This window comes from Chryseobacterium sp. SNU WT5 (genome assembly GCF_007362475.1).
In the GTDB taxonomy this organism is placed as follows: Bacteria; Bacteroidota; Bacteroidia; order Flavobacteriales; family Weeksellaceae; genus Kaistella.
In genome coordinates, this window is the sequence record NZ_CP041687.1 from 712,745 (window position 1) to 725,359 (window position 12,615).

A 12,615-nucleotide genomic window follows, 5' to 3' on the forward strand; every position below is an offset into this window, starting at 1 on the left:
ATTCAACTACAGAAAGCGATGTTTACAACATCTTAATGCTATGATTGAAATTAAAAATTTAACTAAGAAATTCAATAAATTCACCGCTTTGAATGATATCAACTTGTCGTTTCAAAATGGACATTCTATTGCGTTAATTGGACCCAACGGTTGTGGAAAAACAACTCTGATAAAATGTATTCTGGGATTAAATGTCGTAATAGATGGTGACATCCTGGTGGATGGAAGAAGCGTAAAAGAAGATTACAAATATCGTGAGATTATCGGGTATATGCCGCAGATCGGCCGTTATCCTGAAAACATGACAATTGAAGAAACGATCAAGATGATTAAAGATACCCGAAAAAATACGGATGCTGATCTTGACACCGAACTTCTGGACGCCTTTGAACTCAGAGAAATTTACGACAAAAAAATGCGCACTCTTTCAGGTGGAACTACGCAGAAGGTAAGTGCTGTTCTGGCATTCTTGTTTAATCCAAAAGTGATCATTCTAGACGAACCCACCGCTGGTTTGGATCCCTTGGCGACTGAGATCCTGAAAAACAAAATCATTAAAGAAAAAAATAAAGGCAAATTGATTATCATTACCTCTCACTTATTGAGTGAATTAGATGATATTATTACTGAAATTGTTTTCATGAATGAGGCAAAAGTGGTCGTTCACCAATCTGTTGAAGAGTTAAAAGAACAGACGAACACTGCAAAAATTTCTGACGGAATTATTTCCATCTTAAAAAGCATGAAGAAATGAATAAAATAGCGCGTTTTATCTTATTTGATATTTTAAAAAATAAAATTGTCATCCTGTACACCATTTTACTTTTTATCATTTCCTGGTCGGTGCTGGGTTTAGAAAATAATTTTACGAAGGCAACTTTAAGCTTATTAAATGTCGTTTTACTGGTTGTTCCTTTAGTAAGCATTATATTTTCTACAATTTATGTTTATAACAGCAGTCAATTTATTGAGTTACTTTTGAGTCAGCCTGTACCAAGAGGAAAAGTATGGTTTAATTTATTCCTGGGATTATCCACTGCATTAATATTTGCTTTTTTGATTGGTTGTGGAATTCCGATCTTGCTCTATTCTTCGATTGAAACTGGTGCATCTTTATTGATTACCGGGATTTTTCTTACGGTTATATTTACTTCTCTGGCAATGTTGGCCGCTATTTACAGTAGAGACCGAGCAAAAGGAATTGGTATTTCTATTTTCATCTGGATGTTCTTTGCAATTATTTATGACGGTATTTTACTTGTATTGATGTTTCAATTTGCAGACTATCCAATAGAAGGAATTATGGCAACGTTAGCAGCAGTTAACCCCATCGGACTATCCAGAATCTTCGTTCTTTTACAGTTAGAAGTGGCAGCAATGCTGGGGCAGGCAGGTGCAATTTTCAAGCAGGTTTTCGGATCAGGAGGTGGAATGGTTATCTCACTCATCATTTTAGCGATCTGGACTTTAGTGCCGTTTCTTTGGTCTTTAATTATGTTTAATAAAAAAGATCTTTAAACCTGTTCGATTGCTGTTTCCGAGCTGATAAAACTCATCCAATTAATGGGTTACAATGTGATTGCAGTCATAAGTTAATACTTCATTTTCAACTTAATTTTATAGTATAATTAAAGCACACGCTCAGTGTTCTAAGATTAAAAATATAACAATTAGAATCAATACTATGAAAAAGTCAATCATGTTGCTTGCAGTTATTTCACTCGCATTCTCTTCTTGCAACCAGAGTGAGGCAGCAACAACAGCCACTACCGAAACTTCAGAAACCGTGGGTGCAGGTCAGGAAGCAGTACAAGATGATGACAGTGCGCCAGATATTGTAAAATTAGCCGCTGGAAATGCAGATCTATCAACTTTAGTCGCTGGAGTAAAAGCAGCCGGCTTAGCAACTTCATTAAGTAATGCAGGACCATTTACGGTCTTTGCACCGACTAATGCTGCATTTGATAATTTACCTGCGGGAACATTAGAAGATCTACTGAAACCTGAAAATGTAGATAAACTGAATGACATTTTAAGCCACCATACTTACGTAGGCGTGATTAAAACAGACCAATTAACAGACGGACAAAATCTTGGTATGGTAGATGGAAAACCAATCAGTATTAAGATCGTAGATGGAAAGCCAGTTGTAAATGGCACCATTAATATTATTGCATCAGTACCCGCTTCTAATGGAATCGTTCACGTTATTGACAGCGTAATTCTACCGAACTAAGAAAAAAGTAATAGTTTAAATTTAATGTTTGAAACACTTCCCGAATTTATTTCAGGAGGTGTTTTTTATGTTGATTTCTTTCTTAAACTGACCAAAATCAGCAGCAAAGAGAACATCATTAATAGAGAAACTCCAAGTAATATTTCTGGCGCAAAAGGAACAGCGATATATTTAATTGAAAAAATTCCCATTACTCCTAATACCGCTTCATTTAAAAAAATTCCCAAGAGCAGCAGTTTTAAGCCCCTAGTAACTGGCTTGGTGATTTTGAAGACGTTGGTTGCCAGAATGTGATTAATTAGAAATACTGAAATACACATCAACAGAATTAAATGCAAGTAAGCGATAACTACATTTCTGAAGCCAAATGCAAACTGGCTTAATGCGGGAACGTTAGAACCTAATTGCAAAAGTGTTTTCATAAAGAACGCGAATCCTACGTACATTAAAACGAATCTCTGCAACGCCGAAAAGTGAACCACAACGTGACCCCAATTTCTTTTGACCATTTGGTAAATTTTTATCGCCCCAATTGTTTGTGAAATGGATGCTAAGATAATTGCAATAATGATCCATAATGGTAATTTCATATACAATACTGAAAGACCAAAACCAACAAGGCAACCAAAAAACATCAACCAAAATATCAAATTATTTTCTTTGGGGGAAATTTCTGCACCAATTTTTCTTAAGGAATGAATTAGTAATCCAATACAACTAAAAAGGAAAAATCCATTGTATTGAAAGTGAAGATAGTAATAAGACGAGCCCAAATAAAGCATCTGCGTCACATTACCCGACATCATCATATAACTAAGCATAAAGACTCCAGCAGAAGAAATAACCGCAAAAAACAAGCCTGCAATAAACCAAGGTTTAGCCAAATCGGATTTGCCTTTTAAATCACGGACTAAGAAAAAGAAGAAAACAAAACTTGTTAACAATGCGGCAGTTGATGCTGCTATGGATAGCCAATAATAACCGCTGTAAACAAAACTCGGTATCATAATAAAGGCAGAAACAGCATTAATGACCAACAAGATCTGGTATTTCTTCAACTGTCTTTCGGGAAGGATTCCGACCAAATAACGAATAATTAAGACATAAATTATTTGGGTAATCCAACCATAAAAGGCAAAATGAGAATGCGCTTCCTGTACATGTTTTTGATCGACGATTGGCAAGGAGAAAGCAATTTTATATCGCATAAGAACCCCTAAAACTGAAACTAACAAGAAATTAAGAACTGAAAACCTCAACCAAAATGTAATATTCTTCATCCTTCAAAATTATTATAAATATAATTAATAGACTATGACTACCATCACCTCCTAAATGAAAATTTTTCCATTTACAATCTCCAGTTTCCCTTCCTTTTCCATCTTTTTGATGGCCCGGATCACTGTCTCTATTCGAAGTCCCGTCATGTGAGAGATTTCTTTTCGAGTCATTTCTACCATCACTTTATCAGTAGTCTTACCATAGTCTCTTTTATAATCACGGAGTTGTAAAAGAATGCGATCTTCTGGATTAAAAAGTACGATCTGTTTTAATAACTGGCTTTTTTTAATGGATTTTCGCGCAACAGAAAGGGTAAATTCAAAAAGTTTTTCAGGGTGGGATTTTAAATAATCGATCAGGGAATCTCTTTTTATGCGTACTATTTCAACTTTGTCTGAACACACTTCTACGTTTCCAGGAAAAGGCTCACCTAAAAGAACAGCTGGTTCCGCAAAAAAATGTCCGCTTTTGACCTTGTGTTGTAAAAGCTCTTTACCTTTTTCGGTTAAATTGGATACTGACAATTCGCCTTGTTTTAAATAGTAAAACCACTCTGAACAATCACCTTCATTTAAAACCATATCACCTTTGTAATATCTTTTAAATTCAGCGTTAGTTACTTCCACCAAATCATCATCTAGTACAAAACCCATAAAATTTCTTTCTATTTCCTCAAATATACCAAAGTTTTTAGATATTTTCAAAAAGCAGGATAATTAGTTACCTTATTAACAGTAACCATTCTATAAAGCATTTTGAAATTCTTACTTTTGAGTTTATAAACCAGCTACAATGTCAAACCACTTTAATCCCCGAGATATCACCTGGCTTTCATTTAATGAAAGAGTTTTGCAGGAAGCCATGGATCCAAACGTTCCCTTACAAATGCGTATCCGTTTTCTGGGAATCTTCTCTAATAATCTGGACGAGTTTTTTCGGGTTCGGGTTGCAGGATTAAAAAGAGCAATGGATTTTAAGGATAAGTACATTACAGAATCTTTCTACCAACCACCAACAAAAATCTTACAGCGAATTAATAATATTGTCATAAAACAGCAACAGAATTTTGATAAAACATGGAAGAAGATTCAAGTAGAAATGGCAAGCCAGAAAGTTTTCATCAAAACATCGAAAAACCTAACAAACGACCAGAAAAAATTTGTAGTTTCTTATTTTGATGAGATCGTGGAAAGTAATGTAATCCCAATTCTTCTGAATGAAAATTCTGCAATGCCCTATTTGCGTGACAAATCTCTTTACTTAGGTGTTGCGATGAGAAAAAAGGAACTTCAGTATGAAAGTAAATTTGCGATCATTGAAATTCCGTCACGCCTTGTTGGGAGATTCGTTCTGCTGCCTTCCGAAAAAAATGAAAAAAATGTGATGTTATTGGAAGATGTCATTATTTACAATTTACCCCATATATTTTCTTACTTCGGGTATGAAGAATTTGAAGCTCATTGTTTTAAAGTAACGAAAGATGCTGAGTTTGACTTAGATAACGATATCAAAACTACACTCGCACAAAAGATTGAGAAAGGAGTGAAATCCCGACGAAAAGGAAAACCAACGCGTTTTGTTTTTGATAAAGAAATGGATAAAGCTTTACTGGAGTTTTTAATTCGGAAATTACATTTAACTAAAAAAGACAGCATCATTCCAGGAAGTAAAATTCATAATTTTCGGCATTTCATGGAGTTCCCAGACGTTTTTGAAGCCTACGAAAAACCGAAAGAACGAACTTCATTCGATCATCCTGATTTTTTTGGATCAAGAGTAACGGACGTCATTCAAAATAAAGACATTCTGTTAACCTTCCCTTATCATAATTACACGCCAGTTATCGATTTACTACGCGAATCCGCGATGGATCCAGACGTGAAATCAATACAGATTACTGCGTATCGTTTGGCAAGCAATTCTAAAATTATAAATGCACTTATTAATGCAGTTAGAAATGGCAAAGAAGTAACGGTAATGCTTGAACTCCGAGCGAGATTTGATGAGGAAAATAATTTGAAATGGAAAGAAATACTGGAACAGGAAGGAGTAAAAGTACTCGTCGGAATTCCCAATAAAAAGGTTCATGCAAAACTTTGTGTGATTAAAAAGCGCTCGCAGAATAAAACCTTACAATATGGATTTGTTAGTACTGGGAACTTTAATGAAAAGACAGCAAAAATTTATGGAGATCATTTATTAATGACTTCAGACCGGGGCATTATGGCGGACATAAATAAGGTTTTTAATGTTCTACGGAAACCTAAACAGGATATCATGCCACAACTGAAATCTTGTAAGAAGCTGGTGCTTTGCCCCGATCTGATGCGGGAGAAAATTATTGATCATATATCCAAGGAAATCGAAGAAGCAAAAGCAAGTCGAAAAGCACTCATTATCGTAAAAGTGAATTCTCTGAGTGACAGGGCTTTGATTAAAGCCTTGTATGACGCTGCGAAAGCCGGTGTCGTAGTGAAAATGATTGTAAGAGGCATCTATTGTGCAATTAATCAAAAAGATTTTAAACAGAAAATTACCGCCATAAGCATTGTTGATGAGTATTTGGAACACTCAAGAATTATGTATTTTTATAATAAAGGTCATGAAGACGTTTACATTTCTTCTGCTGACTGGATGACGCGGAATTTGGATTACAGAATTGAAGCCGCTGCAAAAATCACTCAGAAAAATCTTAAAAAAGAAATTAAAGATCAACTTGAAATTCAGTTAAATGATAATGTAAAGGCTAGAATATTAGATAAAAGATTAAAAAATGACTACGTAACGGCGGGTAAAGTACCGATTAGATCACAAGTGGAAACCTTTCATTATCTTAAGAATAAAACAATTTCACATTAGGCACTTATAACGCATCGAAATTACTACCTTTGCACTGCTTTTAGAAAAGGGAATTGCGTGTAAATCGCAGACTGTCCCCGCAACTGTAAATCACACCACTAGTGAAGCTGCAATACAACCACTGAGAAATCGGGAAGGTGCAGTTTTGTGAAAGTCAGGAGACCTTACTAAAAGCAATAACTTTAAAAAATGCTTTCGGAGGAAAGGCTTGAATAATGACTAAAACTTACCCTTTTTCGGCGGTTCTATTATTTTGCTTTGTTCTGGGATTCTCTCAGGAAAAAGAAATTGACACCGTATACATCTTCGACAATCAGTTGAAGAATTCTAAGAAATTTCAAAAAATTGAAACTTTAACTGAAAAAGATCTGTTGAGAAATACAACGAATCTATCTGAAGTTTTACGTTTTCAGTCACCTGTTTACATCAAAGAAAATGGTCGCGGAATGGTTTCCTCGCCGTCGTTCCGAGGAACCACTGCGCAACAGACGGCTTTTATCTGGAATGGAATTAACATCAATTCAATATTTTTAGGTCAGGGTGATGTTAACAATCTCAATCTTCTCGGTTACGACCAACTCGAAATAAAATCGGGTGGCGGGAGTGTGATCTATGGAAGTGGTGCCATCGGAGGATCTATTCACCTGAACAACGAACTCAGTTTCAACAAAGGTTTAAAATCGAGTTTATTTGTAGAAGGTGGTTCTTATAATACGTTTAATTCTTTTCTTAAAACTTCGTACAGTAACGATAAATTATCGGTTAAAGTTTCAGGAAATTTTGTGAAAAGTGAGAATAACTACGAAGTTCCGGAATTAAGAAATTATGTTAATTTAAATGGGCAATATGACAACAGAAATTTCAATCTAGGAGCAGCTTATAAAATTAATTCCAAAAATAGATTGTCTTGGCAAACTCAAATATACGATGGTAATCAACACTTTCCAACGTCCGAATTTGGAACCAAAACAAAATATACAAGCAATACCTTTAGGAGCTTAGTTGCTTATGATTTTAATTCTAAAAAAGTAAATAATAGTTTTAAAATTGCCTATTTAAAGGATGAATTTCAATATTTTGATAATATAGAGTTCCCTAAAACCAGTGGAGGTATTTCAGAATCCTATTTTGTTAAAAACGACATCAACTACCTGTTTAATAATAAATTAGCACTAGATGTAATTTTGGATTACCATTTCGATGAAGGCGAAGGGTATAAATCAGGAATTAAAAATGTTACCCGACATGCGAGTTCACTTGCAGGATTATTGAAGTGGAACCCAAAGCCGCAATTTAATTTTGAAGCAGGAATAAAGAAAGACTTTGTTGATGAAATTACAACTCCTGTCCTATTTTCATTTTCTGGAAAAGTAAAAGTAAGCGGTTGGTATTCTTTTGTTTTAAATGCCTCTACCAACTTCAGATATCCCTCATTTAATGATTTATATTGGCAACCCGGAGGAAATTTGGATTTGAAACCCGAAACTTCAAAACAATTAGAGGTAGGAAATAATTTTAAATATAAAAATTTTAAACTGAATATTACTCCCTACTACATACACCTCATCAATATGATACAATGGTTACCAACATCCAGCGGTTATTGGTCCCCTGTCAATACGAATAAAGTAGAATCCTACGGGTTAGAGTCACAACTGGATTTTGAGAAAAGTTTTGGAAAAAACAAAACGAAACTATCAGTAGGCTATTTGTATACCCATTCCAAGAATCTAGAAACCAACAAACTTTTAATGTATGTTCCCCTGCATAAAATATATGGAAATGCAAGTTACAGCTACCATTTTGCAGAATTATATATCCAAGCGATGTACAATGGACTTACACATACTACAAGCAATGAAAAACGAAGTGAAGCCCTTAACCCATACTTTGTTATGAATAGTGGAGTGAATTTACAATTTCTAAAACAGTATCAACTCGGATTTAAAGTCAATAATATATTTGACCAAATTTATGAAACTACCGCTTACTATCCTTTACCAAAAAGGAATTATAGCATCAATCTCTTAATTAACTTTTAAATAAAATAAAAATGAAGCTTTCAAAAATTTTAATGTCGGCTTTCGCCTTCACTTTACTATTTAATATTTCTTGTCGAAATGAAGACCCGATTACGCCAGATGCACCAAAAGGTGCTTATGAAAACGGAATATTAGTTACAAACGAAGGGAACTTCGGTAGTCCAACAGCTTCTGTTTCATTCATTTCCAACGATTTAAACACCGTAGAAAATAATATCTATAGCGCAAACAATGGTCAGGCCCCATTGGGAGACGTGCTACAAAACATTGGAGTACAAGGAGACAATGCTTATTTGATTCTTAATAATTCTAATAAAATAGAAATCGTGAATCGCTATACCTTCAAAAAAACGGCTACGGTAACTGAGCAAATATCGCAACCACGATACATCGCATTTGCAAATAATAATTATTACGTGACTAACAGTTCAGGCAGTTCAAAATTCGTGACAGTATACAGTACTGCAACGAATGCATTTGTTAAAAAAATCGATTTAGCAAGTACAGGCGAGAGAATCGTAGAAGCAGGCGGAAAAATTATTGTTCAAAATGCCGCATATAGTTCTGGTAACAAATTAACTTTCATTAACCCAACTTCCAATACGATAGAGAGCGTATTAGCAGTTCCTACCGGGACCATTCAAAAGACTATTTCTAATGGTGGTTATGTTTATACAATCGCTTCAACATCTACGGATTCCTATATCTATAAAATAAATCCTTCTGGAACAATCAATTCCTCAGTAACGTTAACGGGAATAGGAAACGCAAATAACCTGGAAATTGATGGAACTAAATTTATCTTTTCTTCAGGGAATAATGTTTACACTATGGACATGAATACGACTAAAGTTCCTACCACCCCAATTATCACTTTAACCAATACTACTTGGTCCTCCATGTACGGTTTCGGTGTGGTCGATGGTAAGATCTTCATTTCTGATGCCAATGGATTTACTGCTGACAGTACCGTAGACATTTATTCTACCTCTGGGAGTTTATTAAAAACAATTAATACTGCAAGAGGAACAAACGGTTTCTATAAAAACTAAATAATAGGAGGCCTCCGTATAAAATTTATATGGAGGTTTTTTTATTGTTCATATTTACTAAACACGATTTATATTTACATCTATTCTAACACATTATGAATAAAATCTACTATCTAATCCTTTCTTTACTACCCACCTTATTATTTTCACAATTCGATCCCGCAGCTGGCCAGCCAGGATCAAAAGCGATTCATAAAGATGACCTCAAATTTGTAAACTGGGCAACTGGTATTACTGTTGATCGTGGTCCACAAGACATTTCCGCAAGTACTCCTATTCTAACGACTGCAGGAACCCCATCCAACGCTACTGGTAAAGCAACCGGAAGTAGCATTGTGAGTTTAGGAGATGGAGGAAGCGCAATTTTAACGTTCGCTAAGCCAATTACTAATGGAGAAGGTGTAGATTTTGCAGTCTTCGAAAATTCTTTTAGTGATACGTTCTTAGAATTGGCATTCGTAGAAGCCAGTTCAGACGGCATCCATTTTTTTAGATTTCCAGCAATAAGCAATACTTCCACCGCGAATCCAGTTGGGAGTTTTGGCAATATAGATCCCACACAGATCAATAATCTTGCGGGTAAGTATAAGGCGACCTATGGAACTCCTTTTGATATTTCTGAATTGCCTAACGACGCTTCTCTCAACAAATTAGCTATTACCCATATTAAAATAATTGATGTAATAGGGACAATTAATCCATCATTTGCAACTTACGACAGTATTGGTAATATTATTAATGATCCCTACCCTACTAATTTTAATTCAGGTGGTTTTGATTTGGATGCAGTTGGTGTTATTAATGAATGGAGCGGCAGTTTATCTACTAATCAAGTTTCAAAATCAGAATTTGAAATTTATCCTAATCCAGCAACAGACTTTATCACAATTAAAACTAAAGAAGCAATTAATAATCTAACCATTTACTCAATGAACGGACAGCGCATCGTAATGCCTGCTAAAGCGAAGATAGACGTTAGGACTCTAGCGCCTGGACAATATCTTTTAGAAATTATTACTGATAAGGATAAACAAACTCGAAAATTTATTAAAAAATAAAATGTATATCCACAAATCGTCATTATTGTATTTTCCCTGCGAACTTTGCTCAATGAAATGCCTTTTCGTAACTCAAAAAGCGTGTAAAACAGCATTTTTGTAATTAAATCTTTGCGTCCCGATGGCTATCGGGATTGTGTTTAAGATTTGCAACATGATTGAAAAGATATACATTAAAAAATAATAAAATAGAAGAAACGCTTTTAAAAAAGCGTTTCTTCTATTTTAAATCAATCAACAAAAACGATCTATATCGTTAAACCGAATTCCTTGGCCTCATTAATCACAAATTTTCTGGCTTCTTCTTTGTCATTTGCAATTTCACCATCCAAGATCGCTTCTTTCACTTTCTCTTTTAAAATTCCGATTTCGCGGCCTGGTTTAAGTGCAAACATTTCCATAATTTCTTCTCCTGATATAGGAGGTTGAAAGTTTCTAACCTGATCCTTCTCCTCTACCTCCTTTATTTTATGGGCTACTACTTCAAAATTCTTTTTGAACTTAGTTTGCTTTGATGAATTTTTAGTGGTGATATCCGCCTTACAGAGGATAAACAGGTCTTCCAGATCTTCGCCTGAGTCAAAAAGCAATCTTCTTAAAGCAGCATCAGACGTCCCATCATCAATAAGTGCAATAGGCCGAGAAGATAATTTAACCAATTTCTGAACGTATTTCATATCACTCCCCAAAGGAAGTTTTAAGCGATGGAAAAGTGATTTTACCATTTTAGATCCTACAAATTCATGACCGTGAAAAGTCCACCCATTTCCTTCCATAAATTTCTTAGTAGGAGCTTTTCCAATATCATGGAGCAACGCCGCCCAACGTAACCACAAATTTTCTGTACTTTTTGAAATATTATCGACTACTTCTAAAGTATGCCAAAAGTTATCTTTATGCGTTTGGCCTTCAATTTCTTCAATACCTTTCAATGCGGTAAGTTCAGGCATAATCATCGACATGATTCCGGTATCTTCTAATAATTTTAAACCTATTGAAGGTTTTTCCGAAAGCATAATCTTATTAAATTCTACCATGATTCGTTCCATGGATACAATCTTAATTCGATGTGCTTCTTTTGTAATAGCTTCCAAAGAATTTTCTTCTATCTTAAAATTAAGGGTAGATGCAAAACGAATTGCACGCATCATGCGCAACGGATCATCGGAGTAGGTTTGGCTAGGCTCAAGCGGTGTTCTTAAAACCTTTTTATTGATATCATTTATGCCATCAAAAGGATCAATTAGTTCGCCAAAATTTTCGGAATTTAATGAGATTGCTAATGCATTGATTGTAAAATCGCGTCTTTTCTGATCATCCGACAAGCTTCCAGATTCTACAAATGGGTTTCGTGAATTCTCCGCATAACTTTCCTTTCTTGCGCCTACAAACTCTAAGTCTAAACCCTGATATTTAAACATAGCCGTTCCGTAATTTTTAAAAATTGAAACTTTGGGCGAGGGTTTTATTTCGTGTGCAATTGCTTTTGCTAAGTTCATCCCATTTCCTTCGGTTACAAAATCAATATCCGTAGGCGCTTTTCGATGCATGATCAAGTCGCGTACGTAACCACCAACAATATAAACGGTTTGATTATTTTCTTTAGCAACTTCAGAAATTAATTTGAAGATTTTTAGGTTTTTATTTTGACTGAGATTAATATTCATAACAATTCGACCACAATTTCTGCAAAGATAAAGCTTCTCGTTCAATGATGCACTTCCTGACAATAGTCGATCGATTTAAAACCAAAAAAACTCATACCATTATGAGTTTTTTGATTTAGTTGATTTATTTAATTTCATCGTCTAGAAGCCAATCACCAATTTCATCTTCCAAATATTCCGTTTGTAATTTTACTGCATCTATAAAATCATCAGGGATGTTTGAGATATCTGTATTTTCCAAATTCCAAAGTTGTTCAGACATGAGTTCATATTCAGAATACACTCTTTTAAATCTAGGATTTCGTTCCTCTAATTCTTCAATCCGTTTTTGCTCAGGTTTAAATTTCCTGTAAGTTCGCTTTGTAGTCATGAGATTATAATTACTGAAATTCATTGAATAATTACGTTTAAAAACTATTT

Annotated in this window: 11 protein-coding genes and 1 riboswitch; of the genes, 7 read left to right on the top strand and 4 right to left on the bottom strand. The window is 34.8% G+C overall.

Translation table 11 applies throughout. The features are described 5' to 3' along the window. Positions 1–40 precede the first annotated feature (40 nt). The 3 genes from FNJ88_RS03305 (at position 41) to FNJ88_RS03315 (ending at position 2,236) form a co-directional block, all read left to right on the top strand. The gene (locus tag FNJ88_RS03305) at positions 41–754 is read left to right on the top strand and encodes an ABC transporter ATP-binding protein (RefSeq protein ID WP_143851728.1); all 714 of its coding nucleotides are present in this window, start codon (positions 41–43) and stop codon (positions 752–754) included. Beyond that, positions 751–1,518: an ABC transporter permease subunit gene (locus FNJ88_RS03310; RefSeq protein ID WP_143851729.1), complete on the top strand. Its 768-nt coding sequence runs from the start codon at positions 751–753 to the stop codon at positions 1,516–1,518. Before FNJ88_RS03305 ends, FNJ88_RS03310 begins: the two co-directional genes overlap by 4 nt. Before the next feature lie 166 nt (positions 1,519–1,684). Beyond that, positions 1,685–2,236 (top strand): fasciclin domain-containing protein, encoded by a 552-nt coding sequence (locus FNJ88_RS03315; RefSeq protein ID WP_143851730.1) that lies wholly within the window; start codon positions 1,685–1,687, stop codon positions 2,234–2,236. 65 nt (positions 2,237–2,301) lie between these two features. On the opposite strand, the gene FNJ88_RS03320 is transcribed toward FNJ88_RS03315, so the two are convergent. After that, a complete protein-coding gene (locus FNJ88_RS03320) occupies positions 2,302–3,516 on the bottom strand; it encodes a hypothetical protein (RefSeq protein ID WP_143851731.1) in 1,215 nt (404 codons plus the stop codon). Between the two features lie 51 nt (positions 3,517–3,567). Then, positions 3,568–4,170, bottom strand: coding sequence for a Crp/Fnr family transcriptional regulator (locus FNJ88_RS03325; protein ID WP_143851732.1), 603 nt, complete (start codon positions 4,168–4,170; stop codon positions 3,568–3,570). Positions 4,171–4,309: 139 nt separating this feature from the next. Between FNJ88_RS03325 and ppk1 the strand changes: the two genes are divergently transcribed. From ppk1 to FNJ88_RS03345, 4 genes are all read left to right on the top strand, one after another. Next, entirely contained in the window at positions 4,310–6,376 is a 2,067-nt protein-coding gene (ppk1, locus tag FNJ88_RS03330) for a polyphosphate kinase 1 (RefSeq protein WP_143851733.1), read from the top strand. Positions 6,377–6,389: 13 nt separating this feature from the next. After that, positions 6,390–6,562, top strand: a riboswitch (cobalamin riboswitch). Positions 6,563–6,591: 29 nt separating this feature from the next. Continuing rightward, a complete protein-coding gene (locus FNJ88_RS03335; RefSeq protein ID WP_143851734.1) occupies positions 6,592–8,418 on the top strand; it encodes a TonB-dependent receptor plug domain-containing protein in 1,827 nt (608 codons plus the stop codon). 11 nt (positions 8,419–8,429) lie between these two features. Continuing rightward, entirely contained in the window at positions 8,430–9,470 is a 1,041-nt protein-coding gene (locus FNJ88_RS03340) for a YncE family protein (protein ID WP_143851735.1), read from the top strand. 95 nt (positions 9,471–9,565) lie between these two features. After that, a complete protein-coding gene (locus FNJ88_RS03345) occupies positions 9,566–10,528 on the top strand; it encodes a T9SS type A sorting domain-containing protein (RefSeq protein WP_143851736.1) in 963 nt (320 codons plus the stop codon). A 248-nt stretch (positions 10,529–10,776) separates the two neighbouring features. On the opposite strand, the gene FNJ88_RS03350 is transcribed toward FNJ88_RS03345, so the two are convergent. Together FNJ88_RS03350 and FNJ88_RS03355 are read right to left on the bottom strand one after the other, a co-directional pair. Next, positions 10,777–12,195, bottom strand: coding sequence for a CCA tRNA nucleotidyltransferase (locus tag FNJ88_RS03350; RefSeq protein WP_143851737.1), 1,419 nt, complete (start codon positions 12,193–12,195; stop codon positions 10,777–10,779). A 124-nt stretch (positions 12,196–12,319) separates the two neighbouring features. After that, positions 12,320–12,589, bottom strand: coding sequence for a hypothetical protein (locus FNJ88_RS03355; protein ID WP_228414561.1), 270 nt, complete (start codon positions 12,587–12,589; stop codon positions 12,320–12,322). Between the last annotated feature and the right edge of the window lie 26 nt (positions 12,590–12,615).

Coding starts and splice junctions, on each gene's coding strand:
- FNJ88_RS03305 (WP_143851728.1), top strand. CDS start 41: ATGATTGAAATTAAAAATTTAACTAAGAAATTCAATAAATTCACCGCT.
- FNJ88_RS03310 (WP_143851729.1), top strand. CDS start 751: ATGAATAAAATAGCGCGTTTTATCTTATTTGATATTTTAAAAAATAAA.
- FNJ88_RS03315 (WP_143851730.1), top strand. CDS start 1,685: ATGAAAAAGTCAATCATGTTGCTTGCAGTTATTTCACTCGCATTCTCT.
- FNJ88_RS03320 (WP_143851731.1), bottom strand. CDS start 3,516: ATGAAGAATATTACATTTTGGTTGAGGTTTTCAGTTCTTAATTTCTTG.
- FNJ88_RS03325 (WP_143851732.1), bottom strand. CDS start 4,170: ATGGGTTTTGTACTAGATGATGATTTGGTGGAAGTAACTAACGCTGAA.
- ppk1 (WP_143851733.1), top strand. CDS start 4,310: ATGTCAAACCACTTTAATCCCCGAGATATCACCTGGCTTTCATTTAAT.
- FNJ88_RS03335 (WP_143851734.1), top strand. CDS start 6,592: ATGACTAAAACTTACCCTTTTTCGGCGGTTCTATTATTTTGCTTTGTT.
- FNJ88_RS03340 (WP_143851735.1), top strand. CDS start 8,430: ATGAAGCTTTCAAAAATTTTAATGTCGGCTTTCGCCTTCACTTTACTA.
- FNJ88_RS03345 (WP_143851736.1), top strand. CDS start 9,566: ATGAATAAAATCTACTATCTAATCCTTTCTTTACTACCCACCTTATTA.
- FNJ88_RS03350 (WP_143851737.1), bottom strand. CDS start 12,195: ATGAATATTAATCTCAGTCAAAATAAAAACCTAAAAATCTTCAAATTA.
- FNJ88_RS03355 (WP_228414561.1), bottom strand. CDS start 12,589: ATGAATTTCAGTAATTATAATCTCATGACTACAAAGCGAACTTACAGG.